The 22,365-nt window shown below is 63.5% G+C and carries 21 protein-coding genes; 6 read left to right on the top strand and 15 right to left on the bottom strand.

Features of this window, described 5'->3' with window-relative positions; translation table 11 throughout:
* Window positions 1–17 precede the first annotated feature (17 nt).
* The 3 genes from HWX32_RS03425 to HWX32_RS03415 all read left to right on the top strand — a co-directional run bounded on the left by HWX32_RS03425 (window position 18) and on the right by HWX32_RS03415 (window position 3,227).
* Window positions 18–620: a GNAT family N-acetyltransferase gene (locus tag HWX32_RS03425; RefSeq protein ID WP_175934713.1), complete on the top strand. Its 603-nt coding sequence runs from the start codon at window positions 18–20 to the stop codon at window positions 618–620.
* Window positions 621–711: 91 nt separating this feature from the next.
* Window positions 712–1,779 (top strand): polyprenyl synthetase family protein, encoded by a 1,068-nt coding sequence (locus HWX32_RS03420; protein WP_175935021.1) that lies wholly within the window; start codon window positions 712–714, stop codon window positions 1,777–1,779.
* Window positions 1,779–3,227, top strand: coding sequence for an alpha-(1->6)-mannopyranosyltransferase A (locus tag HWX32_RS03415; RefSeq protein WP_175935020.1), 1,449 nt, complete (start codon window positions 1,779–1,781; stop codon window positions 3,225–3,227). The genes HWX32_RS03420 and HWX32_RS03415 overlap by 1 nt, the downstream gene beginning before the upstream one ends.
* On the opposite strand, the gene HWX32_RS03410 is transcribed toward HWX32_RS03415, so the two are convergent.
* Complete coding sequence (locus HWX32_RS03410) at window positions 3,196–3,558, bottom strand: Rv2175c family DNA-binding protein (protein WP_121509126.1); 363 nt, start codon at window positions 3,556–3,558, stop codon at window positions 3,196–3,198. The genes HWX32_RS03415 and HWX32_RS03410 overlap by 32 nt on opposite strands.
* Window positions 3,559–3,583: 25 nt before the next feature.
* On the opposite strand from HWX32_RS03410, the gene HWX32_RS03405 reads away from it, so the two are divergent.
* Window positions 3,584–4,966, top strand: a complete 1,383-nt coding sequence (locus HWX32_RS03405) for a protein kinase (protein ID WP_175934712.1) — start codon at window positions 3,584–3,586, stop codon at window positions 4,964–4,966.
* A gap of 38 nt (window positions 4,967–5,004) precedes the next feature.
* Here HWX32_RS03405 and HWX32_RS03400 read toward each other — a convergent pair whose 3' ends face one another.
* The 14 genes from HWX32_RS03400 to HWX32_RS03335 form a co-directional block, all read right to left on the bottom strand.
* Window positions 5,005–6,393, bottom strand: a complete 1,389-nt coding sequence (locus tag HWX32_RS03400; RefSeq protein ID WP_175934711.1) for a class II 3-deoxy-7-phosphoheptulonate synthase — start codon at window positions 6,391–6,393, stop codon at window positions 5,005–5,007.
* A 73-nt stretch (window positions 6,394–6,466) separates the two neighbouring features.
* Window positions 6,467–7,003 carry a polyadenylate-specific 3'-exoribonuclease AS gene (locus HWX32_RS03395; protein ID WP_175934710.1) on the bottom strand — a complete coding sequence of 179 codons (537 nt, stop codon included), beginning with the start codon at window positions 7,001–7,003 and terminating at the stop codon, window positions 6,467–6,469.
* Between the two features lies 1 nt (window position 7,004).
* Window positions 7,005–7,229, bottom strand: coding sequence for a hypothetical protein (locus HWX32_RS03390; RefSeq protein WP_175934709.1), 225 nt, complete (start codon window positions 7,227–7,229; stop codon window positions 7,005–7,007).
* Window positions 7,230–7,237: 8 nt separating this feature from the next.
* Complete coding sequence (locus HWX32_RS03385) at window positions 7,238–7,975, bottom strand: 1-acyl-sn-glycerol-3-phosphate acyltransferase (RefSeq protein ID WP_075469300.1); 738 nt, start codon at window positions 7,973–7,975, stop codon at window positions 7,238–7,240.
* A gap of 3 nt (window positions 7,976–7,978) precedes the next feature.
* Window positions 7,979–8,950 (bottom strand): ROK family protein, encoded by a 972-nt coding sequence (locus HWX32_RS03380; protein ID WP_175934708.1) that lies wholly within the window; start codon window positions 8,948–8,950, stop codon window positions 7,979–7,981.
* Window positions 8,951–8,961: 11 nt separating this feature from the next.
* Entirely contained in the window at window positions 8,962–10,101 is a 1,140-nt protein-coding gene (locus tag HWX32_RS03375) for a glycosyltransferase family 4 protein (RefSeq protein WP_175934707.1), read from the bottom strand.
* 15 nt (window positions 10,102–10,116) lie between these two features.
* A complete protein-coding gene (locus HWX32_RS03370; RefSeq protein ID WP_254868248.1) occupies window positions 10,117–11,151 on the bottom strand; it encodes a C40 family peptidase in 1,035 nt (344 codons plus the stop codon).
* Between the two features lie 242 nt (window positions 11,152–11,393).
* The gene (locus HWX32_RS03365) at window positions 11,394–12,134 is read right to left on the bottom strand and encodes a C40 family peptidase (RefSeq protein ID WP_175935018.1); all 741 of its coding nucleotides are present in this window, start codon (window positions 12,132–12,134) and stop codon (window positions 11,394–11,396) included.
* Window positions 12,135–12,652: 518 nt separating this feature from the next.
* On the bottom strand, window positions 12,653–14,284 hold the full coding sequence (locus tag HWX32_RS03360; RefSeq protein WP_075469295.1) for a cytochrome bc complex cytochrome b subunit: 1,632 nt from the start codon (window positions 14,282–14,284) through the stop codon (window positions 12,653–12,655).
* On the bottom strand, window positions 14,284–15,504 hold the full coding sequence (locus HWX32_RS03355) for a ubiquinol-cytochrome c reductase iron-sulfur subunit (protein WP_175934706.1): 1,221 nt from the start codon (window positions 15,502–15,504) through the stop codon (window positions 14,284–14,286). Before HWX32_RS03355 ends, HWX32_RS03360 begins: the two co-directional genes overlap by 1 nt.
* Window positions 15,501–16,349, bottom strand: coding sequence for a cytochrome c (locus HWX32_RS03350; RefSeq protein ID WP_175934705.1), 849 nt, complete (start codon window positions 16,347–16,349; stop codon window positions 15,501–15,503). The genes HWX32_RS03355 and HWX32_RS03350 overlap by 4 nt, the downstream gene beginning before the upstream one ends.
* Window positions 16,350–16,410: 61 nt before the next feature.
* Complete coding sequence (locus tag HWX32_RS03345; protein WP_175934704.1) at window positions 16,411–17,031, bottom strand: heme-copper oxidase subunit III; 621 nt, start codon at window positions 17,029–17,031, stop codon at window positions 16,411–16,413.
* Window positions 17,032–17,470: 439 nt separating this feature from the next.
* Window positions 17,471–17,902 carry a cytochrome c oxidase subunit 4 gene (locus HWX32_RS03340; RefSeq protein ID WP_075469291.1) on the bottom strand — a complete coding sequence of 144 codons (432 nt, stop codon included), beginning with the start codon at window positions 17,900–17,902 and terminating at the stop codon, window positions 17,471–17,473.
* An 18-nt stretch (window positions 17,903–17,920) separates the two neighbouring features.
* Complete coding sequence (locus HWX32_RS03335) at window positions 17,921–19,015, bottom strand: cytochrome c oxidase subunit II (protein WP_075469290.1); 1,095 nt, start codon at window positions 19,013–19,015, stop codon at window positions 17,921–17,923.
* A 428-nt stretch (window positions 19,016–19,443) separates the two neighbouring features.
* On the opposite strand from HWX32_RS03335, the gene asnB reads away from it, so the two are divergent.
* Both asnB and HWX32_RS03325 read left to right on the top strand, forming a co-directional pair.
* A complete protein-coding gene (gene asnB, locus HWX32_RS03330) occupies window positions 19,444–21,360 on the top strand; it encodes an asparagine synthase (glutamine-hydrolyzing) (RefSeq protein WP_175934703.1) in 1,917 nt (638 codons plus the stop codon).
* The gene (locus tag HWX32_RS03325; RefSeq protein ID WP_175934702.1) at window positions 21,360–22,364 is read left to right on the top strand and encodes a S41 family peptidase; all 1,005 of its coding nucleotides are present in this window, start codon (window positions 21,360–21,362) and stop codon (window positions 22,362–22,364) included. Before asnB ends, HWX32_RS03325 begins: the two co-directional genes overlap by 1 nt.
* Window position 22,365: the final 1 nt, after the last annotated feature.

Raw genomic sequence — 22,365 nt, 5'->3', positions numbered from 1 at the left:
CGTAGTTCAATGAAGGAATGCCCGTAGAGATTCGCCGATTGACAAAGCCCGAGTTTTTGATGCTCGTGCCGACGCTTGTCGATATCTATATGGAGGCAATGGAGTACTCCCCCGCCATCCGTCAACAACGCATCCGCGTGTGGCGCGGAGAGGTTGCGTGGCCCGGGTTTACTGCTGTGGCGGCGGTGTACAACGGCGCTGTAGTGGGCGTGGCCTACGGTTTCCTCGGGGCACGGGAACGTTGGTGGGACCGCCAGTTAGTGAAGGCGCTGCGACAAAACGGCGGTCTTACTACACAGCACACCACGATGCTGGCCGATTACTTTGAGGTTGCCGAAGTACACGTCTCGCCCGCTTACCAGGGCAAAGGCATTGGTACGCATTTGCTGCGCGAGTTGCTGCGGGGCGTCCCGGCCCGCTGGGCACTCCTTTCCACCCCGGAGGTCGACGGAGAGGCAAACAACGCGTTTTCGCTCTACCGCAAGTTCGGCTTTGAAGATTTAGTGCGGCACTTCCACTACGACGGGGACGCGCGACCGTTCGCCATCCTCGCACTCGACGTTGTGGCTCAAAATATGGACACGGCGGGCGGAGACGATTTACGTGACGCGGGGCAGTAGGGTTTTGGGCAACACTTCGCCGAGGTAACCAAGGAGCGCATACGTGGCTGGATCGGGTGCTAGATCGGGTGCTGGAACGGATGCCGGCTTGATGATGGATTTGGCGGCGGTGCCGGAGGCCGTCGAGAAGCATCTTGCTCAATTCTTCGACGAGCACGAACCACGGGTGCGCGAGATCGGCGAGCCTGTGGCGCAGGCGGTCGCGCACCTGCGAGCTTTCGTGATGGGCGGCGGCAAGCGCGTTCGCCCCCGGTACGGCTGGGCCGGCTTCATCGGCGCGGGAGGTGCACAACGCAGCGGCGAGGACCCCGAGGCGGTCATGCGGGCACTTAGCTCCCTCGAGCTCATCCAGGCTTGCGCGCTGATACACGACGACATCATCGACACCTCAGACACCCGCCGCGGTAATCCAACGGTGCACCGCGCCGTCGAGCACCAGCATAAGCAGGAGCAGTTGCTTGGCGACGCCTCCGTGTACGGCGTAAACACCGCGATCCTGCTCGGCGATCTCGCCCTCGCCTGGGCAGAGGACATGTGGCGCTACTCCGGGGTCTCGGCTGCCGCGCTCGAGCGTGCCGCCGAACCGTGGGTGGGTATGCGGACCGAGGTTATCGGTGGCCAACTCCTCGACATCGCCCTGGAGGGCCGCGGCAGCGAGTCGAAGGAGATGGCCAACCGGGTCAATCGGTTCAAAACTGCTGCGTACACTGTCGAGCGGCCGCTGCACCTCGGTGCCACGTTGGCAGGCGCCGACGCGGACACCACTGCGGCGTTCCGAGGCTACGGCCGCGATATCGGCGTTGCATTCCAGCTTCGCGACGATCTCCTTGGCGTATTCGGTGACCCGGCGGTGACCGGTAAGCCTGCCGGGGACGACCTGCGGGAGGGAAAGCGCACGGTGCTCTACGCCACCGCGCTGGAACTGCTCGGCGATGCGCCGGAGGCCGAAGAGCTGCGCGCCGGCATCGGGGCGACCGACGACCCGGATACGCTGGCCCGTCTCGCCGAGATCATCCGGGAAAGCGGTGCGGAAGACGCCGTGGAGGCGCGCATCTCGGAGCTCACTCGCTCTGGCCTGGCGTACCTTGATGGGTTAGATGCCCCCGTCACAGAAGCGCTGACCGCGCTAGCGCGCAAGGCGACAGACCGGCAAATGTGATGCGGGCGCCTTCTCCCCTTTCCTCACCGGTGTGGCTGGGTGTCATCGCGAGCGCGCTCATTGCGGTGGGTTCCTTTGGTGCCGGCGCGACGCGTTACCGCGGCGGCCTCATGCGCGCAGCTGGGTTGGAGCACCTTACCTACGGTCACGGGCGCGCGCTATTTTCTATCGCACTGACCGTGGGGATTGTGGCCCTGGTGTTTGCCTGGCTGTGGCTCTGGCGCGCCCGCCCGACGCAGACTGAGTTGCGCCGGGCAACGTGGGCGTGGGCGGCGCCGCTTGCGCTGAGCGCCCCCATTTTGTCGCGTGACGTGTACTCCTACCTCATGCAAGGAGCGATGCTTCGCGATGGCTTCGACCCCTACACCCAAGGCGCCGCCGAGAACCCCGGCCCATACCTCTGGGAGGTCTCGCACGATTGGCGCAACACCACCACCCCGTACGGCCCGCTCCACCTTGGACTCGGCAAGGCGGTAACCACGCTGGTGGGCGACAATGTCACCGCAGGGCTAGTGATCTACCGGCTCATCGCGCTGGCGGGATTCGCGTTGATTGTGTGGTCGGTGCCCCGTATCGCCAGCGCCGTCGGCGGCGACCCGGCTCTCGCCCTGTGGATAGGCGCCGCGAACCCCGTAATGCTTCTGCACCTCATCGGCGGCATGCACAACGAGGCCGTGATGGTGGGCCTGGTGTGCGTTGGCCTCTACGCCTGCCTGCGCCTTGAGTGGTTCACACCCGGCATGGTGCTCATCGCGCTCGCGGTGTCGCTGAAAGCCACTGCGGCCGTGGCTTTGCCGTTTGTGGTGTGGATGATGGTGGCTAAAACACTGCGCCCGGCCCGATTCCTCGTCGCAGGCGCCTGGTCAGTGGCGGTAACTGCCGCTGTGATCCAGCTGGTCACGTGGGTCAGCGGCGCGTCGTGGGGATGGCTGGCGGAAATCACCGGCAACTCGAAGGTAATCAACCCGCTGGCCGGGCCCACGCTGGCGGCGGAACTGCTCACCCCGCTCATGCAGCTTTTCGCGCCGGACCTCGCCTACAACACCGCGCTTGGAGTGACCCGCACGGTGTTCAGCGTGCTGATGCTCGCTGGCCTCGTGGCGGTGTGGTGGCTCATGCGGCCCCGTCGTGGCGAGGACTACGGCGCGCGCGGCCTCGCTGGCGCCACCGCCGCCTACGGGGTGGCGTTCGTGGCGAACGCGGTGACACTGCCGTGGTACTACGCATCGATTCTCTCGCTCGCGGGCACGTTCCGCCCACCTGCCTGGGTAGTCAACCTGCTCATCGGGGTGAGCGTGGTGGTCGCGCTCGCCTTCGACGGCGGCGGCAATCACCGCCTATACGACCTGTGGTTCCTCGCGGTCGCAGGCATCGCAGCTGTCGCCGCGGTGAAGTGGGTGCAGGAGCGCGACGCCACTACAGCGCCATCGCCTGCGCGCGCCGGATAACCTCGCGCGCCTTCTGGCCGTGCAGGGCATCCACCGGGCGCCCCGGCAACGAATCGTCGGCGGTGAACAGGAACGCGAGGATTTCTTCGTCGTCGTAGCCGCCGTCGGAAAGCACCGTGATCGCCCCGGAGACGAACTTGCTCAAACCGTCCTCTCCCAACAGCGCGGCTGGGATGAATTTTTTGCCGCCCGTTTTGTACATCACGAGCTTGCGCGCGCCTACGTAGTCGTGCACTTTGGTCACCGGAACGCCGAGCGTTTCAGCAACGTCGGGGAGGGCAAGCAGGGTTTCGTCGGCAAGCAATTGCTCAAGATTCGTTTGTGCACTCACGTCGCGTAATTCTACCCTTAGGGCTATGGCGACACTCCCACCCGGCACGTACCTCGACGACAGGTACGTCATTGACCGAGCCATTGCACGCGGCGGCATGGCTACGGTGTACCGGTGTGTAGACGCGCGCCTCGGGCGGGAGGTCGCGGCCAAGGTGATGCACGAGCAGTACGTGCATGACGCGGTCTTCCGGGACCGCTTTCGTCGCGAAGCACGCGCGATGGCGCAACTTTCTCACCCCAACCTGGTCAATGTCTACGACTTCTCCGCGCAGGGCGACCAGGTGTTTTTGGTCATGGAGCTCATCACCGGCGGTACCCTGCGCGAACTGCTCGCCGAGCGTGGCCCCATGCCGCCGCACGCCGCTGCTGCAGTGATGCGCGGGATGCTCACGGGACTGTCCGTGGCGCACGCGAAAGGCATGGTGCACCGCGACATCAAACCGGACAATATCCTCATCGACGGCGATAACCGGGTGAAACTCTCCGACTTCGGCCTGGTGCGCGCCGCCGCCGAAACCACGGCGTCGACCGACCAGATTGTGGGCACCGTCGCCTACCTCTCCCCAGAGCAGGTCGACGGCAGCCCGATCACTCAAGCTAGCGACGTCTACTCCGCGGGCGTGGTGCTCTTCGAACTCCTCACCGGCCACACGCCGTTTTCCGGCGAGACGCCTATCGCGCACGCCACCGCACGCCTGCGCATGGATGTACCGGCGCCGTCCGCGATGATTGAGGGGGTGCCGAAGCTTTTCGACGAGCTCGTGGCCACCGCCACCTCCCGCGACCCGCACGCCCGCTTCCACGACGCGGCCGAATTCCTCGCTGCCCTCGACGACGTCGCCGCAGACCTCGGCCTGCCTGCCTACGTCGTGCCCGCCCCGCACAATGCGGCTGCGAACCGGGCTGCGGAGCACCCAACCAACTTCGGGCTTGTCAGCTCCAGCAGCGGTGGCGCATCAGGGTCTACCCGCGCTGCCGAGCGCCGTCTCTTCCCCGGCGAGCCCGAGTTCGACGCAGCCGGTGACGACGCGCCGACGCGCCTCTCCCCCGCCGGACGAGCCGAACCGCGGGTGCACGAAAAACCCGCGCAATCGCAGTGGCCCGCGGCGCAACCCGGCGCGGCCCCCGCCCCAGTCCCGGCCCCGGTACCCGCGGGGCAGCCCGCCACACGGCAGCCCGCCATAAAGCAGGCCCCCGCGGCCGCCCCGCGTGGCTACGAGCCGCCGATGCACCTGCCGGAGGCGCCCGCGACTACCCCGCCGAAACCGGTGAGCAACCGCTCCGGATTCGGACTAATGCTCTACATCCTCTTCGCGCTGGCTGTGGTGGGCGCGGTGGCCGTCGGTGCGTGGTGGTTCGGCTCCGGCATGCACGGAGAGATCCCGCAGATCATCGTGCCTACGTAACCTGCGGCTCTCTCAGCGCGAGTGGCCGTGAGTACCCGTTAGTATCGCAGCATCTCCGCGACGAGGAACGACAGCTCGAGCGCCTGCTCGGTGTTCAGTCGCGGGTCGCACGCGGACTCGTAGCGGCCCGGCAGGTCCACGTCGGTGATGTCCTGTGCGCCACCGAGGCACTCGGTGACATTCTCGCCGGTGAGCTCGATGTGAATGCCACCCGGGTGCGTACCCAGCGCGCGGTGCACCTCGAAGAAGCCCTGCACTTCGTCCAAAATCTTGTCGAAGTGGCGGGTCTTGTAGCCGTTCGACGCGGTGAACGTGTTGCCGTGCATCGGGTCGGACTGCCAGATCACCTTGTGGCCGGAGGCCTCCACCTTCTTCACGATGCCCGGCAGGACGTCGCGGACGTTGTCCTGGCCCATGCGGATCACCATGGTGAGTCGGCCCGGGATGCGCTCCGGGTCGAGCTTCTCGGCGTACGCCACAGCCTCGTCCGGGGTGGTGGTCGGGCCCAGCTTGATGCCGATCGGGTTGTTAATCAGCGCCGCGAAGTTCACGTGGAAGTCGTCGATGCCGCGAGTGCGCTCCCCGATCCACAGCTGGTGCGCCGACAAGTCGTAGAGCTTCGTCTCGCCGTTCGAGTCGGTGGCCAGACGCAGCATGCCACGCTCGTAATCGCGCAGCAGCGCTTCGTGCGAGGCATACACGTTGGAGGTGCGCAGGTGATCGTCGTTGACCCCACAGGCGTCCATGAACGCTAGCGAGCGCGTAATCTCGCGCGACAGCGCCTCGTAGCGCGCGCCAGCCGGAGAGTTGGTGACAAACTCCTTGTTCCAGTTGTCGATGTTGTGCAGGTCCGCAGTGCCCGAAGACACCAGAGCACGCACAAGGTTCATCGCCGCCGACGAGTTCGCGTAAGCGCGCACCATACGCGCCGGGTCGTGGCGACGGGACTGCTCATCCGGCTCCACACCGTTTACAATGTCGCCGCGGTAGTTCGGCAGCCCGTTGCCGTCCAGGTCGGAGGAACGCGGTTTCGCATACTGACCGGCGATACGTGCAAGCTTTACCACCGGCATGGACGCGCCATACGTAAGCACCGCCGCCATCTGCAGCAGGGTGCGCACATTCGCCCTGATGTGGGGCTCGGTGTTGGACTCGAACGTCTCAGCACAGTCGCCGCCCTGCAGCAGGAACGCCTTACCGTTCGCCACGTCGGCGAGGTGGTTCTTCAGCCCCTCGACCTCAGGTGCAAGCACCACCGGCGGCACAGATTCGAGGATTTTGCGCACGTACTCGGCCTGCACCGGGTCCCAGCTGGGCTGCTGCTTCGCATCGCGGGCAATGGCGTCCTGGAACTGCTCGTTGAGGTCACCCGGCAGCGGCGGGAGATCAGGCAGGACTTCCTTGGGGATATCAATTGTCCAACTCACCCGGCAAGTATAAGCATGACTGGCGATTCCCGCCTAAGTTTCACCCTCGCATTACTGGCGCACTACTGGCGCACTACTGGGGTTTTACTGAATGCTTCGCCGAAGCCTTCACGCCGCCTTTTCGGTCGAGCGGCAGCGCCTCGACGCACACACGGAACTTCCGCAGGTTGTGTCTCGCGTCCACGAGCGCGTCGTGGTTGTCCTCAGGCACTTTCGGCAGCCGCGGCCGCCCCGCCATTTCCCAGTACTGCTTCAACTCCCGGGTGTAGCGCGGCAGCTCCACCGGCAGGCCTGACATGTCGCCCCACAGCTGGGCAAGCACCACGTGGTCGTAGGCCCCAACCCACGCCCACAACTCTGGTTTGGTGCGCGAGGCAGTGAAGAAGGCGAAGACCTCGTCGCGGATCTGCGCAGGTGCCTTCCACGCGGGGTGGTCGGTGCGCGGCAGCTTCGTCAGCACGTGCTCGCGCACCCAATTATTCGCCCGCGACGCGTCGAATTCGTTGGACACCGCGTAGTATTCGCGCCCGTCCTCGGCCACGATGCCGATGGACACCAGCTCGATCGTCGAGCCGTCCTCGATGAATTCGGTGTCGTAGAAGTACCGCATGCTACCGCTGTTGCTCTTCGCGGATGTCACGCAGCATTTCGCTTCTCGACGGCACCTTGGACCCTTCCGCGTCATCCTTGCGCTTCGGCCAGAACATGATCACCGCGACGGCAGCGACAGCGAGCGGGCCGACCAGTTTCGGCTGCCAGCCGGTCTGACTGGCCACCAGGTAGAGCGCGACGACTACGCACACCAAGGCAATTCGGGTGACAAGCGACTTCTCCATCTGCGCGCTTACTTCCCTTCTGGTTCCGCGCCCGGCGGGTATGCGCCGGTTTCTTCAAGCGATTTCTTTACCTCCGAGGCGTACACGTCGACGTACTCGGTGTCCACCATCTCCGCCAGGCGGTGCATGCAGTAATCGGTAAACGGGCGCATGACCTCGCGCGAATCTGGGTCATAGCCGTGTTCGGCCGCCCAACCGTGCGGGTCAATCGGTTCCGAAATTTTGATGCGCACCTGCACTGGGCGGATAAGCGTAGTGCCGATCGGGTTCGCCCTGCCCGAGTCGATCATGCCCACCAACAGCACGGGCGCTCCCGTGGCCATCGCGATACGCGCCATGCCGGTGCGGCCCTTGTACACCCGCCCGTCCGGCGAGCGTGTGCCCTCCGGATAAATCCCGAACAGGTCACCGCGTTCGAGCACCTCAGCCGCAGCATTCTGCAGGTTGCCCGCAGCATCCTTGCTTTCCCTATCGATAGGGATCTGGCCTACCGATGAGAAGAAGAATTTCTGCACGCGCCCTTTCAGGCCAGGCGTGGTGAAGTACTCCTTCTTCGCCGGAAAGGTGATCTGGCGGCGCACCATCATTGGTAAGTAAAACGAGTCCGCCACAGCCTGGTGATTCGAGGCAAGAATCGCCCCGCCCTCCTCCGGGATATGCTTCGCGCCTTCGATTCGCGGGCGGTTGAGCAACATTAGCGGCGGGGAGCCAAGCGCCTTGAAGAAGGAATACCACTTGTTTTCCATCGTTTAAGTCCTCTTCTGGTCCTCGGCCCCGCGGGCTAAATCAGCGACCCCGATCATACCCGCCCGAGGCCCCAACTCCGCGCAATGGATCTGCGGGTGCGGTCGATACTGCGAGCCCACGATGTTTTCTTCCATTGATGCCACCGCGTGGGTGAGGAACAGGTCCGCGTCCTCCGAGAGCCCGCCACCGAGCACAATGTGCGCGGGGTCTAGAACATCCGCGACGATGGCAAATCCGCGCCCCAGCCAAGTAGCGAAGCTGTCCACCGCGGCGAGCCCGAGCTCGTCGCCTTCGCGCGCGGCGTTCATGATGTCGTGCCCGGTCGCCCGCTTCTCCACCACAGCGCGGTACAGGCCACTGTGGCGGTATCCGCCCTTGGTCGCCTTGTCGATAGCGCAGTCGACCAACGACGTGCCGGACGCGTAGCGCTCCAGGCACCCCTGCTTGCCGCAGGAGCACACACGACCACCGGGAACCACCGTGATGTGGCCGAACTCCGGGGCGGTGCCGAACGCACCCCGGTAAATCTCGCCTTCGTGCATCAACGTCGCGCCGATGCCTGTCCCCACCGCGAAAAACACCCACGTATCCATCTCGCGGGCAGCGCCATACTTGTATTCGCCCCACGCGGCCGCATTCGCGTCGTGCTCCAGGCGCACCGGAAGCCCGATCGCGTCCTGCAGCTCCCGACGCAACGGCTCATCATCGCGCCACGCCAAGTGCGGGGCGAAACGCACCACCTCGCATTCCGGGTCCAGAAAGCCCGCAAGCGCCACGCCGACCGCGTCGATGTCGTAGTCCTCACGGATCCTGGCCACCGTGTCCACAATCGTGCGGGTGAGCGCCGGGCCGTCGTGCGGGGTGGCGGTGTGGCGAGCGTCGATAATCGCGCCTTCGGCATCTACAACCGCGGCACGAGCGTTCGTGCCACCGATATCGAAGCCGACGGTCAGGCCACGTTCCATCTCAACCATGAGGCAGAAGTCTAGCCTGCGCGCCCTTGCAGTACCTCCACGCACCGCTGCCCGAGTACGTCCCAGGAGAAATGCTGAGCCACGTGGACTCGGCCGGCGGTGCCCATTTCGCGGCGGCGGTTAGCGTCGATAAGCAACTGCGAAACCGCCTCGCTCAGTGCATCAACGTCGCGACCATTAACCACCACCCCGGTTTCGGCCGTGACTGTCTCAGGCGCGCCGCCGGAATCACCCGCCACCACCGGCACACCGCAGGCCTGCGCCTCGAGATACACAATGCCTAGCCCCTCAACGTCCAAGCCGCCGCCGCGAGTGCGCGCAGGCATGGCGAACACGTCTGCGGCCGCGACAATATCGCGCAGATACACGCGATCGACCGGGCCCGTGAACACCACACCATCCTGCCCCACGGCGAGACGGCGCAAGGTCTTTTCGTACGGGCCACTGCCAACAATGACCAGTTGCGTTCCCGGCACGGCGCCACGAATCTGCGGAAGTGCCTTAATCAACGCGTCCTGGCCTTTGCGCGCCACGAGCCGGGATGTGCACACCACAAGCGGCGCATCCCCCACACCAAGCGCTTCGCGGGTCTCGGCGCGTTGCGTCGCCGTTGCTGGGCGGAAAAACTCCGTATCTACCCCAGACGGCAACGGCACATACTCCGGTTGGCTACCAAACGCTCGGCTGAACCTGCGCAGTGTGTAGCGCGAAATGAAAGTCACAGCATCTGCACTGCGCCCGATCGCACCCAGAACCTGGCGGGCGACGGGAAGCATCGACCATCCCACTTCGTGCCCGTGCGTCGTAGCCACCACCCGCCGGGCGCCGGCGCGCTTCGCCCGCGCCCCCATCACCGCGAGGGGAGCCGCGGCGCCGAACCAGACTGTATCGATGCTGTGCTCGCGAATCAGGCGCGACATCTCCCGCGCAACGCCACGAGTTGGTAGCAGCACGCGATGCGGCGAACGGATGATGGTGTAGGGCTGCTGCGCGTCCCACGCCCGCGCCGCCTCCTCGTCCTGGGTGGAGGCGTACACCACGAGCGCGTCCGGCCCTTGTCGCGCAACTACTTCATCTGCGAAATCCCGCAAGTACGACTGAATCCCGCCCACAGTGGGCGGGAAATCGTTGGTAACAAGCAGCGTGGCCAACTGCGCGAAGTTCTCCTAGTAGCGCACAGCGCCCTGAATAGGCATGGAGTTCGCCGGGACAACCTGGATCGGAATGCCGTAGTCCGAGGAGTGCACCACCATTCCGTCGCCGATGTACATGCCCACGTGCGTGACACCCGGGTAGTAGCCAATGATGTCGCCCGGCTGCAGCTGATCCAGCGGCACCGGGGTGCCACCCGCAAGCTGCGCCTGCGACGTGCGCGGGATGCCAATGCCGTTCTGGGCATAGGCCCACACCATCAAACCCGAGCAGTCGAATGCGTCCGGCCCGGCCGAGCCCCAGCCGTACGGCTTTCCGATCTGCGCCATTGCTGCGGCGACGATGCCCGAATCCACGCCAGGCAGGTCAGCCGACGCAAGGTTGATCGGGTTATCCTTGTTCACCCAGCGCTGGCGGCCCTCCTCGCTCAACGCGTCCACGCGAGCCTCGATGTCGCGTACACGGCCATCCAGGTCGGCCCGCTCGCTCTCAAGCTTCGCCCGCTGGGATTCCAGCTCATTGCGGGTGAACTGCGCTTCTGCAACGGCGATGGAAGCCGCCGACGCCTTCTCCGCTGCGAGCTTGTTCGCGCCCTCCAGGTCCGCGAGCGCTCGCTCCGCGTTTCTGCTCAGCGAACCGAGGTAGGCAGAGCGGTCGATGGCCTCCTGCGGATTACCGGAGTCCAGGGTGGTAAGCACCGCTTCACTCTTCGGCAGGCGGTAACGCGATTGGGCGATGTCGCCGACATTGCGACGCTGAGCATCGCTCACGCCGCGGATCTCGGCCAGCTCAGTCTTCGCCTCGTCCGCACGTCGGTTCGCATCGTCAATCTTGCGCTGCGAAGCGCCGATTTTGTCCTCGAGGCCCTTAATCTCCTCCATCTTCGCAGTGGCCTCATGCGAGATCTTGTCCATCTCGTCAATCAGCTGGTCCACCTCGTCCGCGTTCGCCGGGGCGGCGAAAGACGTGCCCACCGCAGCCAGTGCGGCAAGGGCTGCGATTGCCCCACCACGCGTGGAGCGGGAAGTGTGAAGGGAGTGCTTACCCACTAAAAACCTCTTTGTCTCAAATGGACGTGTGCGCCCATGCAACGAAAAGAACGGTGTAACTATAGCCCGTTATCAGCCTGTGACAAACAGTTATTTCCGCCCGGTTGAAACCGCTGGGGAATGTGCACATTGCTGTTAAGAATGATTACAAAAGTTACACAATCCCCGCCGTGAATGGGTATGAAAATGCGCCCCGCCCTGAGGCGGAGCGCATCAAGCGAAGGCGTCGAGTGCCTCGCTGCCTAGAAGCGAACCACGGAGTGAATCGGCATCATGTGCAGGTCGCGGTAGCCAACCGGAATACCGGAGTTAAGCGCGTCGATAATCTGGCCGTTGCCAGCGTAGATGGCAACGTGGGAAGCGCCACCGTAGTAGGCAACGATGTCACCCGGCTGAATCTGGCTCAGCGGCACGGACTGGCCAGCACTAGCCTGGGCCTGGGAGGTACGCGGGATGGATTTGCCCGCCTGAGCGTAAACCCAGGAGGTAAAGCCAGAGCAGTCGAAGGCGTCGGGACCCGCGGCACCGTAGACGTACGGGGAGCCGATCTTGGACTGAGCGATCTCAACGATGCGCTGGCCCACAGGCTTCGGAGCCGGTGCTGGCTTCGGCGCCGGAGCGGAGTACTGGGCAACCGGAGCCGGAGCCGGCAGGAGCTGGCGCTCAACGTTTGCGATGAAGTCGTTGAAGCCCGGAACGTTCTGCACACCCGGGATAGCTTTCACGCTTGCGATAGCCGCGCGAATGTCGCCCTCAGCGGAGACGCCCTTCAGCGACGGGATCCATGCCTCGATGCCCGGGATGGCGGCGATGCCCGGAACGGTCTCAATACCCGGCACCTGCACGGAGATCGGGGTGTTGGGAACCCGAACCTCGGCGGCGGTAGCGGTGGTCGGCGCGATCAGGGTTGCGCCTGCGACAAGTGCGGTGGTCGCTGCTGCAGTACGTGCTGCGGTGTTGGTCTGGCGACGGTGCTTGGCCACTGTAAGTCTCTCCATATCTTCTCTTCGCCAACCGGGTTAGCTGTCGGGCTGAATCTTGAGAACGATCCCAACCCCACGGGGAGCGATTCCCACTACGGTTCCCCGGCCCCTCTCCCATCGCCCGCGGGTGCGAGACGGTGCTTGAGGTAGCGGCAATATGTTGTTTCGGTACATGCTTCCAACGGCTGTTGTCGCAATGTCTCGAACAGGTTACGAAACGGCAACAACGGTGTCCAGCCGCCACGCCGTTATTCATCCGTTACCAACGGGAGCAGGCCGCAGTCCCACTCGAAAAGTCGGCACCCGCAGGCAGGCGTCGATATGCGAAACGTGCGGCATTTAGCCTACAACCTGGCACTTTGCACTTGCTTATCGACGATCTCGTTACCGCCCAAATGCTATATACATTGCCGATATTTGACTTCTGTGACCTTTGACACATCTGGCGATTTCACCAATTTGTTATTAAAAAAGTCCCTTCCCGATTGGGAAGGGACTCTCTGCCTTGACGCTGTCAGCTAGTGGCTGTTCTCGCGGGTCGCATCGCGGTCTGTGCGATCCTTGCTCTCCTCGAGCGCACGCAGCGTCTCCACCTCTTCATGGTGGTACTGCTCCTGCGCGTCGCGGACACGCTCCGTGACACCGATCTCCGCCGGGGCGAACTTACCCACGGTCTCAGAGTCGGCGAAGCCGAGCTGGTTGAGCTGCTTCGGCACGCGTGCACCGCCGTACTCCAGCGGCACCGGGTGGCCGTGCTCGTCCACCGGGCCGAGCGGCTGGTGAATCTCGACGAACGCACCGTTCGGCAGGCGCTTGATCACGCCGGTCTCGATACCGTGCTCCAGCACCTCGCGGTCCGAACGCTGCAGGCCGATGCAGAGGCGGTAAGTGATGAAGAACGCGAGCGGCGGCAGCACGATCAGGCCGATGCGGCCGACCCAGGTCATCGCGTTCAGCGAGATCTGGAAGAAGTGTGCCACGTGGTCGTTACCGCCCGAGATGGTGAGCAGCAGGAAGAAGGTCAGGGCCATGACACCGATGCCGGTACGCACCGGCACGTCGCGCGGGCGCTGCAGCAGGTTGTGGTGGGCGTCGTCGCCAGTGACAGACTTCTCGATGAACGGGTACGAGATCAGCAGGATCACCATGATCAGGGCCATCAGGACCACCCAGAACGCGCCCGGGATGGTGTAGGAGCCGATGTAGAGCTCCCACGCCGGCATGACACGCGCGGCACCGTCAGTCCACAGCATGTAGATATCCGGCTGCGAACCAGCGGAGACCTGCGACGGGTTGTATGGGCCCAGGTTCCAAATCGCGTTGATAGTCGTCAGACCAGCCATCGCAGCGAGCACCGCGAAGGTGATCATCATGAAGCCGATAGCCTTCAGCGCGAACACCGGGAGGATGCGGATACCGACGACGTTGTTCTCCGTACGGCCCGGACCCGGGAACTGCGTGTGCTTCTGGAACCAAACGAGCAAGAGGTGCGCCGCGACGAGCGCCAGAATGATGCCCGGCAGGATCAGCACGTGCAGAATGTAGAAACGGTCCAGCATGAGGTCGGACGGGAAGTCGCCGCCGAACAGCGCCCAGTGAATCCACGTGCCGATGATCGGCATCGACAGGATGATCGCCGACATAATGCGCAGACCCACGCCGGAGAGCAGGTCGTCCGGCAGGGAGTAGCCCATGAAGCCCTCGATCATGCCGAGCAGCACCAGGGTCACACCGATCAGCCAGTTCGCCTCACGCGGGCGGCGGAACGCACCGGTGAAGAACACGCGCATCATGTGGGCGAACATCGCCATCATGAACATCAGCGCGGCCCAGTGGTGCATCTGGCGGACAAAGAGGCCACCGCGGACGTCGAAGGAGATATCAAGTGCAGTTGCGTACGCACGGGACATCTCGACACCGTTCAGCGGCAGGTACGCACCGTCGTAGATCACCTTGGTGATCGACGGGTCAAAGAACAGGGCAAGGTAAGTACCGGTCAGCAGCAAGATGATGAAGCTGTAGAGCGCCATCTCACCGAGCATGAAGGACCAGTGGCTGGGGAAAACCTTGTTCAACTGCGGGCGCAGCACGCCCGAGATCGTGTAGCGCGAATCAACGTTGTCCGCGGCTTTTGCAAGTTTCGTACTCATTAGGACTGACGCTCCCAGAATGCCGGGCCAACGGGCTCGTTGAAGTTGCCGTTAGCGATGAGGTAACCGTCTTCGTCAACAGTCACAGGCAGCTGCGGCAGAGCACGGGCGGCCGGACCGAAGATCGGCTTGCCGTACTGCAGCGCGTCGAACTGCGACTGGTGGCACGGGCACAGAATGCGGTTGGTCTGCGCCTCGTACAGCGAGGTCGGGCAACCGATGTGCGTGCAGATTTTGGAGTAGGCGTAGTAGTCGCCGTAGTGGAAGTCCTCCTGGCCCTCGCGCTCGGTGACACGCTTCGCGTCCTGCGAGCGCAGGCGGATGAGCATCACGGCGTTGCGCGGGCCGTGGATGGAGTGCATGTGGTTTTCATACACGTCGCGGGCCGGGTCGTAGTTGTCGCCGTCGTTGACGTCGTCCGGGTAGAGGGGGAAGACCGTCTCCATGGCGGCAGCTGCCAGATCCTCTGGGCGCATGCGAACAAGACGCGAGACGCCAGCGGTGCTGTAGTGCGAGCCGGCCACACCCTCGTGCAGCTCGGCGATCGCACCGGTGTCGCGGCCCAAGTAGACCTTCACACCCTGGTCCTGGATGGTCCAGCCGTGCGTCCACAGCGTGCCGTCGCCGTGGTAGTTCAGGGCGTGGCGCGGGCGCCACGGATCCTTGATGATGCCGCCCAGCGGCGCGATGATCATCAGGCCGGTGAGCACACCTGCGGTGCCCAGCAGACCCTTCATCGCCTTGCGGCGGCCGAACGTGGAGGTTTCCCACGCGTCGTTCAGCAGAGCGGTGGTCGTGCGGCGGTCCAGCTCGCTCGAGCGGCCGTCGTGGCGCACCTGCACCGAGATCTCCTCGGGGATGAACTTCTTCACGTACTGCGTGATGGCAATACCCAGCGAAGCCAGGCCGAGACCTGCGGTGAGGCCGAGCAACGGGGTGTACATGGTGTACGTCCACAGGCCCTCGTCACCGTGGAACTTCGGCTCCCACGGCCAGAACAGGTACACGCCCAAAAACGCCAGGCCGCAGATGATCGAAATCGTGAGCCAGATGTTGATGCCGCGCTCAGCAGCCTTCTCGCGCGGATCGTTCTCAACCGGGAAGCGCTCCTTGCGGTACGCGACGGTGACGTCGTCGAGTTCCGTGCCGAGTGCAGCCAGCTCCGCATTGCTCATGCGGTCTAGCTCTTCAGTCGTGTAATTCTTCTTCAGTTCACTCATGAGCGGGATCCCATCCACATAGCAGCTGCAGCGACAAGGGTGATGCCGATGATCCACATCGCCATACCTTCAGAGACCGGGCCGAGGCCGCCGAGGCCCCAGCCGCCCGGGCTCGGAGTTTCCTTGGAGGACTTGATGAAGGCGATGATGTCCTTCTTCTCGTCCGCGGAGAGCTGCCGGTCCGAGAACTTCGGCATATTCTGCGGGCCGGTGAGCATCGCCTGGTAGATCTCCTGCTCGTTCGCAGGGTCCAGCGTCGGCGCGTACTTACCGGAGGACAGCGCGCCGCCGCGGCCAGTGAAGTTGTGGCAGGACGCGCAGTTCAGGCGGAACAGCTCGCTGCCGCGGGCCACGTCGCCTTCCTGGATCTTGCCGTTGTAGCCCTTGCCGCGCAGCTCCTCCATTGCGAGGGAGCCGTCCGGGTTGTACACCAACTCCGGGCCGCCGCCGTTCGCCGCGACGTACGCGGCGAGCGCCAGAGCCTGGGACTCGGTGTAGCGCGGGCGCTTACGCTCCGCCTGCGCGTCATTGGACATCATCGGCATGCGGCCGGAGTTGACCTGGAAGTACACGGCGCCCTCGCCGGTACCGATGAGCGACGGGCCGCGGCCCTCTACGCCCTGGAGGTTGGCGCCGTGGCAGGTGATGCAGGCGACATCGTATATGTCCTTGCCTTCCTGGATCATTGCCTGATCATCACGTTGTGCGGACGCAACCTGTGTGTTCGGGGTCAGCGCCGAAGCCAGGAGACCCGCACCGGTGAGGCCGAGCGTCAACGCGGCAGCACCGGCGACGGTGCGCTGCGTCTTGCGTGCGCGACGCTTCTTGTTGGGTGAGTTTTCCATTGTGTTCCCTTTGAGCTGCTTATCAGTAACTGTCCGTGAAAAGGCCGAAGCCCTGTCGGCCCTACTGAACGAGGTACAGAGTGATGAACACGCCGATCCAGATGGCATCGACGAAGTGCCAGTAGTAAGAGGTCACCATCGCCGCAGTTGCCTGCGCCGGGGTGAACTTCGACTTCGCAACGCGCAACAGCACAACGACGAAGGCGATGATGCCGGCGGTCACGTGCAGCATGTGGAAGCCGGGGATGATGTAGAACACCGAGCCGTACGAGCTGGCTTGCGGGGTCACACCGTGCGTGGCCATCTCAGCCCACTCATATGCAACGAGGCCAAGGAAGATCACGCCGAGACCAATGGTTACTGCGAACCACTTGCGCAGGCCGAAGACGTCACCCCTTTCGGCTGCGAACACGCCGAACTGCGACGTGAAGGACGAGGCCACCAGCACGATCGTGATGATCAGGCCGAACATCACGTTCAAGTGGGCGGTCTGGTTCTCCCAGTCACCGGCTGCGAGGCCGTTTGCACGCGAGGTGAAGTACATCGCGAACAAGCCGGCAAAGAACATCAACTCTTGGGCGAGGAACGCAATCGTGCCCACGCTGACCATATTGGGGCGGTTCAGCACGGGGACACGATTCTGCGGTGTCGCCATGTCTTGGTTATTAACTGCGGTCGTCACGAATGTGATTATCCCCTATCGGGTTCTGATATTCATCTCACTTACCCCCGCGATTTTCCTGTGAGAGTGTCATCCACCTGCACATCCAAGACATTGGAAACAACAAAAAAGTTTTCTGCAATTCCCGGGAACTATTTCGCACGATTTACGACGGATATTTTTGCAGGTCATCGCCCGACATCTCGGGTAACGCGTGCTTTCCGCAAAATTGCACCCCGACGAGGCGGTTGTCCAGCCACCGCCACCCCCATCATCAGAAAGTTCCCGCCTGTGCCCCATCTCACACTGTGGGGAACTACCTCTTTCAGGGCCACAACTTTCGATTGACCCCCGGAGCAGGTGGGCCACCCCCTCGGGCAGAAACAGCAAAATCCCCCACCATTTTGCGTGGCGGGGGAAGGTTGATGCCCGGCGAAGGCGGCCGGGCAACGCACGGTCTCTAGTGCTTCTCGCGCGGGATGCCGTACTGCAGGTTCAACTGGGTAGTCGTCCAGATGAGCATTACGCCGCCGATGGCAATTAGCCACAGCTGCCAGAAAGCAATACCCAGGCCGAAGAACAGGATCGAGCCGGCCATCGCGAACGGCCAGATGGAGCTCGGAGAGAAGAAGCCCAGCACGCCAGCGCCGTCCTCAATCTCGGCCTCTTCCCAGTCCTCGGGGACGATGTCCATGCGAGATTCGGCGATGTGGAGGTAGCCGCCCATCATGAAGGACAACACGGTGGCGAGCACTAGGCCGACAGCGCCAACCCACTCAAGACCGAACAGGTATGCATCCTCGCCGATCCACGTGGTGGACAGGATGTAGAACACCGACATCAACGCAAGGAATGTGCCGATAGCGTAGAAAACTTTAGAACCGGTTCCCATGGCTACTTGCTCTCTTTCTTAAACGGTCGCGTTCGGGTCGACGGTGTTGTTGCCGTCGCGCGAGCCGGTGCGGTCGGTAACGAACGGACGGGTGGACGTTGCGTACGGGTCCTCGCCGATAGCAGCCAGAGCCTCGGAGTTCGGAGCCTCCGGGTTGTTCATACGGAACTGCATGTAGTCCGAGAACTGCTCCGGCGTGACCGCGCGGACCTCAAAGTTCATCATTGCGTGGTAGGTACCGCACATCTCAGCACAGCGGCCGACAAATGCACCGGTCTCCTCGATCCGCTCGATCTGGAAGTTGCGCTGCTGCTGGTTGGCTTCCGGGTGTGCGTAAGCGTCGCGCTTGAACAGGAACTCCGGAACCCAGAATGCGTGGTTCACATCGCCGGACGCGAGACGGAACTCGATCGCGGTATCGGTCGGAAGCACGAGCACCGGAACCTCTTCGGTGGAGCCGACTGTCTCAATTTCGTTGAAGTTGAGGTAGGACTGGTCGCCCATGGACGCACCGTGGATCGGGTTCGCGTTCTTCATGCCCTCTGGGTCCTTCTTGGACTCCTCAGCGAGTGCCTGACGCTCCTCGTCCACACCTTCGTACTTCTGGCCGTTCGCGGTGAACTCGCCGTCAACCTCGGCGTAACCGAACTTCCAGTTCCACTGGTAGGCCGTAACATCGACCGTCACCTTCGGGTTCTTATCCAGCGCGGTGGTGTGCGTTTGCGCCTGAACGGTGAAGAAGAACAGCACCATCACGATGATGATCGGCAGGACGGTCAAACCGAGTTCGAGAGGCACGTTGTACTGCAGTTGCTTCGGGAACTCGCCAGCGCCCTGCTTGGTGCGCGCTTTGTGGTTCCACTTCACAATCGCAACGATGAACAGCGTCCACATGATGATGCCGATGATCCAGGCGGCAACCCAGACCCACACCCAGAAGTTGTACATCTGGGTGCCTTCGGGGGTCACCGGATCCGGCCAGCCCATGTCGAGGATGCGCGCGAGGCCTTCCGGCGGCGCAACATCGCAGCCCGTCAGCGCGAAGCTTCCGAGCAGGAGCGAGCCCGCGACGCCGATCTTCTTGGCGATTCCGCGGTTTCCTTGCTTATCCACGTGTGTCTGCCTTCCTGTCCACACTTCAATCACTGAACATTTACGCAATTGACACTCAAAACATGCCAAAGCGGAAACATTCCTACGTGGCCAGAATAGTTCAAAGCCGCAAGGCTGTTGGAATCTCGGGAATCCTTCGTCGTTTTCAGCCGTCCTGCCCACCTCCCCCATCGGCCGCACACGACAATAGCGCCAGTTTGCTGGGATTTAGGCGCCAGTCGATGCGACCGGTTTTGGCAGCGTCTCCAACCGCGCAGCGGGTTCATCCATTAGTTGGCCCCCTTATGGGGCACGGCAAAAGGTGGACGTGTCTGGTTCGCCCGTTGCGTAACCGAAACCCTATTGTTGAAGGCATTGTTCAGCACGGTGTGAACGGGCCCCGCATCAAGCGGGGTGCACCATATATATAAGGAGAGGTTCCAACAACGATGTGTGGCCTTATTGCGATGCTCACCGCGGGCGGTAACGGACCGGATTACGTCGACGCCGTGGGGCGCTCATTGCAGTGCATGTATCACCGCGGCCCGGACGCGGCCGGCACCTGGAACGACGATAACGCAGTGTTCGGTTTCAACCGCTTGGCCATTATCGATATCGAGCATTCCCACCAGCCTCTGCGCTGGGGCCCGGAGGACAACCCCGAGCGTTACGCGCTGACGTTCAACGGCGAGATCTACAACTACGTGGAGCTGCGCGAGGAACTTCAGGCAGCTGGTTACACCTTCAACACTGAGGGCGACGGGGAGCCGATTGTTGTTGGCTACCACCACTGGGGCGCGAACGTGGTCGAGCACCTGCGCGGCATGTTCGCTTTCGTCATCTGGGATACGGAGTCGGAGACGATGTTTGCGGCCCGCGACCAGTTCGGCATCAAACCGCTGTACTACGCCACCACCGAAGCTGGCACCGTGTTCGCATCGGAGAAGAAGTCCATCCTTGAGATGGCCGACGAGCTCGGTCTAGGCCTAGGTCTGGACCGCCGCGCGATCGAGCACTACGTGGACCTGCAGTACGTCCCGGAGCCGGAGAGCTTGCACGAGGATATCCGCCGCGTGGAATCCGGTTGCACCGTCACCCTCAAGCCTGGCGGCGAAGTGCACTCCGACCGCTACTTCCGCCCGCACTTCACCCCGCTGAAGGTGGACAATGAGCAGAAGCTTTACGACGAGATCGCGGCCGCGTTGGAGGATTCCGTCGAAAAGCACATGCGCGCAGACGTCACCGTGGGCTCCTTCCTTTCTGGCGGCATCGACTCCACCGCGATCGCAGCGCTGGCGAAGCGCCACAACCCGGACCTGCTCACCTTCACCACCGGCTTTGAGCGTGAGGGGTACTCCGAGGTAGATGTCGCAGCGGAGTCGGCGGCGGCGATCGGTGTGGAGCACATCGTTAAGATTGTCAGCCCCGAGGAATACGCCGACGCCATTCCGAAGATCATGTGGTACCTAGACGATCCGGTGGCAGACCCCTCGCTCGTGCCGTTGTTCTTCGTGGCGCAAGAGGCACGAAAGCACGTGAAAGTTGTGCTCTCCGGCGAGGGCGCAGACGAGCTGTTCGGCGGTTACACCATTTATAAGGAGCCGCTGTCGCTCGCACCGTTTGAGAAGCTGCCTGCCACGCTCAATCGCGGCCTGAACCGGCTTTCCCGCGTGCTGCCCGACGGCATGAAAGGCAAGAGCCTGCTTGAGCGCGGCACCACCCCGATCGAGGACCGCTACTACGGCAACGCCCGCTCCTTCAACTTCGACCAGCTCCAGCGTGTGCTGCCGTGGGCGAAACGCGAGTGGGACCACCGCGAGGTCACCGCGCCGATCTACGCGGCGTCCACCGAGATGGATCCGGTGGCGCGCATGCAGAACCTCGACCTGTTCACCTGGATGCGCGGCGACATCCTGGTCAAGGCCGACAAGATGAACATGGCCAACTCCCTCGAGCTGCGCGTGCCGTTCTTGGACAAGGAAGTCTTCGAGATCGCGCAGAAGATCCCGCACGATCAGAAGATCGCCAACGGCACCACCAAGTACGCGCTGCGCAAGGCGATGGAGCAGATCGTGCCGCCACACGTGCTGCACCGCAAGAAGCTGGGCTTCCCGGTGCCGATGCGTCACTGGCTAGCGGGCGACGAGCTCTTCGGCTGGGCGCAGGACACCATCCGCGAGTCCCAGACCGACGACATCTTTGCCAAGGACCAGGTGCTGGAGATGCTCAAGGAGCACCGCGACGGCGTTTCCGACCACTCCCGCCGCCTGTGGACGGTGCTGGCATTCATGGTCTGGCACGGCATCTTCGTCGAGGGACGCATCGACCCGCAGATCGAGCACAGAGATTACCCGGTCCAACTCTAATGGCTGCGAAAATCTGGCGGGCGCTCGGCGTTCTAGCGATCGCCCTTCTCGTGCTCGCTGGCGTGGCCCTCTACTTCTACGGACCCGTCCTGAGCGCGAAGCTCACGGGCACCGCGCGATTTCTGGGCACCGATACGCCGAAGCGCTACACCCAAACCGTGCTCGAGCTCACCGACCTCGGGGTGTACGCGGACTCCCTCGAGTACGCCGCGGCCCGTGCGGCAGCGTTGGATGCTGCCTCAGCCGCCTCGAGCCGCGAGGAGCTTTACCCGCTTATCGACGCTGCCGTTTCCGCCGCCGGCGGCAAACACTCCGCGCTACTGCGCCCGGGCGAGGAAACTGGCGGGGAATCTCAGGAGGACACAGGGCCGGACTCCTCCGCTGGCGTGGAAATCGACGGCGAGGTGGCAATTGTCACCGTACCGGCCATCTCCCGGCACGACGACGGGCAGCGCTACGCCGATGCCCTCGGCACCGAACTCGCTTCCGCGCGGGACCAGGGCGCCTGCGGCGCGATAGTTGACCTGCGCGGAAACACCGGCGGCAATATGTACCCGATGCTCGCCGGCGTGTCTCCGCTCCTGCCCGACGGACCCGCCTTCTTCTTCCAATTCGCGGCGGGAGAAATGTCGATCGAGGTCGAGGGAAACTCCATCTCGCCGACAGGCATGGCGCTGAGCGAGCCGGCAGGCAAGTGGGATGCACCCGTGGCGGTGCTGGTAGACGAGAACACGGGTTCATCCGGCGAGGCGGCAATGCTGGCGTTTCGTGGCCTGGATCGCTCGCGCAGCTTCGGCTCCCTCACCGCCGGGTACGCGTCCTCGAACTCTGTGTTCGACTTCCCGGACGGCTCCGTCCTCGTGATCACGCAGGCTTGGGATAAGGCCCGCACCGGGGAGGTGTTCGGGGAAGACCCCGTGCCGCCGGACACCGACGCCCGTGAAGATACGACAATGCCCACAGCCAAGGAGTGGCTGCGGGCAGAGTACGGCTGCGCTTCCTAGG

Source organism: Corynebacterium sp. Marseille-P4321 (genome assembly GCF_903645305.1).
Lineage (GTDB): Bacteria > Actinomycetota > Actinomycetes > Mycobacteriales > Mycobacteriaceae > Corynebacterium.
This window is presented reverse-complemented; position numbering and strand designations above follow the sequence as displayed.

What these genes read in the sequence shown, in the direction of transcription:
- HWX32_RS03420 (WP_175935021.1), top strand. Translation starts at nt 712, where the DNA reads ATGATGGATTTGGCGGCGGTGCCGGAGGCCGTCGAGAAGCATCTTGCT.
- HWX32_RS03385 (WP_075469300.1), bottom strand. Translation starts at nt 7,975, where the DNA reads ATGGAAAACAAGTGGTATTCCTTCTTCAAGGCGCTTGGCTCCCCGCCG.
- asnB (WP_175934703.1), top strand. Translation starts at nt 19,444, where the DNA reads ATGTGTGGCCTTATTGCGATGCTCACCGCGGGCGGTAACGGACCGGAT.
- HWX32_RS03325 (WP_175934702.1), top strand. Translation starts at nt 21,360, where the DNA reads ATGGCTGCGAAAATCTGGCGGGCGCTCGGCGTTCTAGCGATCGCCCTT.
- HWX32_RS03390 (WP_175934709.1), bottom strand. Translation starts at nt 7,229, where the DNA reads ATGGAGAAGTCGCTTGTCACCCGAATTGCCTTGGTGTGCGTAGTCGTC.
- HWX32_RS03425 (WP_175934713.1), top strand. Translation starts at nt 18, where the DNA reads ATGCCCGTAGAGATTCGCCGATTGACAAAGCCCGAGTTTTTGATGCTC.
- HWX32_RS03405 (WP_175934712.1), top strand. Translation starts at nt 3,584, where the DNA reads ATGGCGACACTCCCACCCGGCACGTACCTCGACGACAGGTACGTCATT.
- HWX32_RS03355 (WP_175934706.1), bottom strand. Translation starts at nt 15,504, where the DNA reads ATGAGTGAACTGAAGAAGAATTACACGACTGAAGAGCTAGACCGCATG.
- HWX32_RS03360 (WP_075469295.1), bottom strand. Translation starts at nt 14,284, where the DNA reads ATGAGTACGAAACTTGCAAAAGCCGCGGACAACGTTGATTCGCGCTAC.
- HWX32_RS03415 (WP_175935020.1), top strand. Translation starts at nt 1,779, where the DNA reads ATGCGGGCGCCTTCTCCCCTTTCCTCACCGGTGTGGCTGGGTGTCATC.
- HWX32_RS03350 (WP_175934705.1), bottom strand. Translation starts at nt 16,349, where the DNA reads ATGGAAAACTCACCCAACAAGAAGCGTCGCGCACGCAAGACGCAGCGC.
- HWX32_RS03380 (WP_175934708.1), bottom strand. Translation starts at nt 8,950, where the DNA reads ATGGTTGAGATGGAACGTGGCCTGACCGTCGGCTTCGATATCGGTGGC.
- HWX32_RS03395 (WP_175934710.1), bottom strand. Translation starts at nt 7,003, where the DNA reads ATGCGGTACTTCTACGACACCGAATTCATCGAGGACGGCTCGACGATC.
- HWX32_RS03340 (WP_075469291.1), bottom strand. Translation starts at nt 17,902, where the DNA reads ATGGGAACCGGTTCTAAAGTTTTCTACGCTATCGGCACATTCCTTGCG.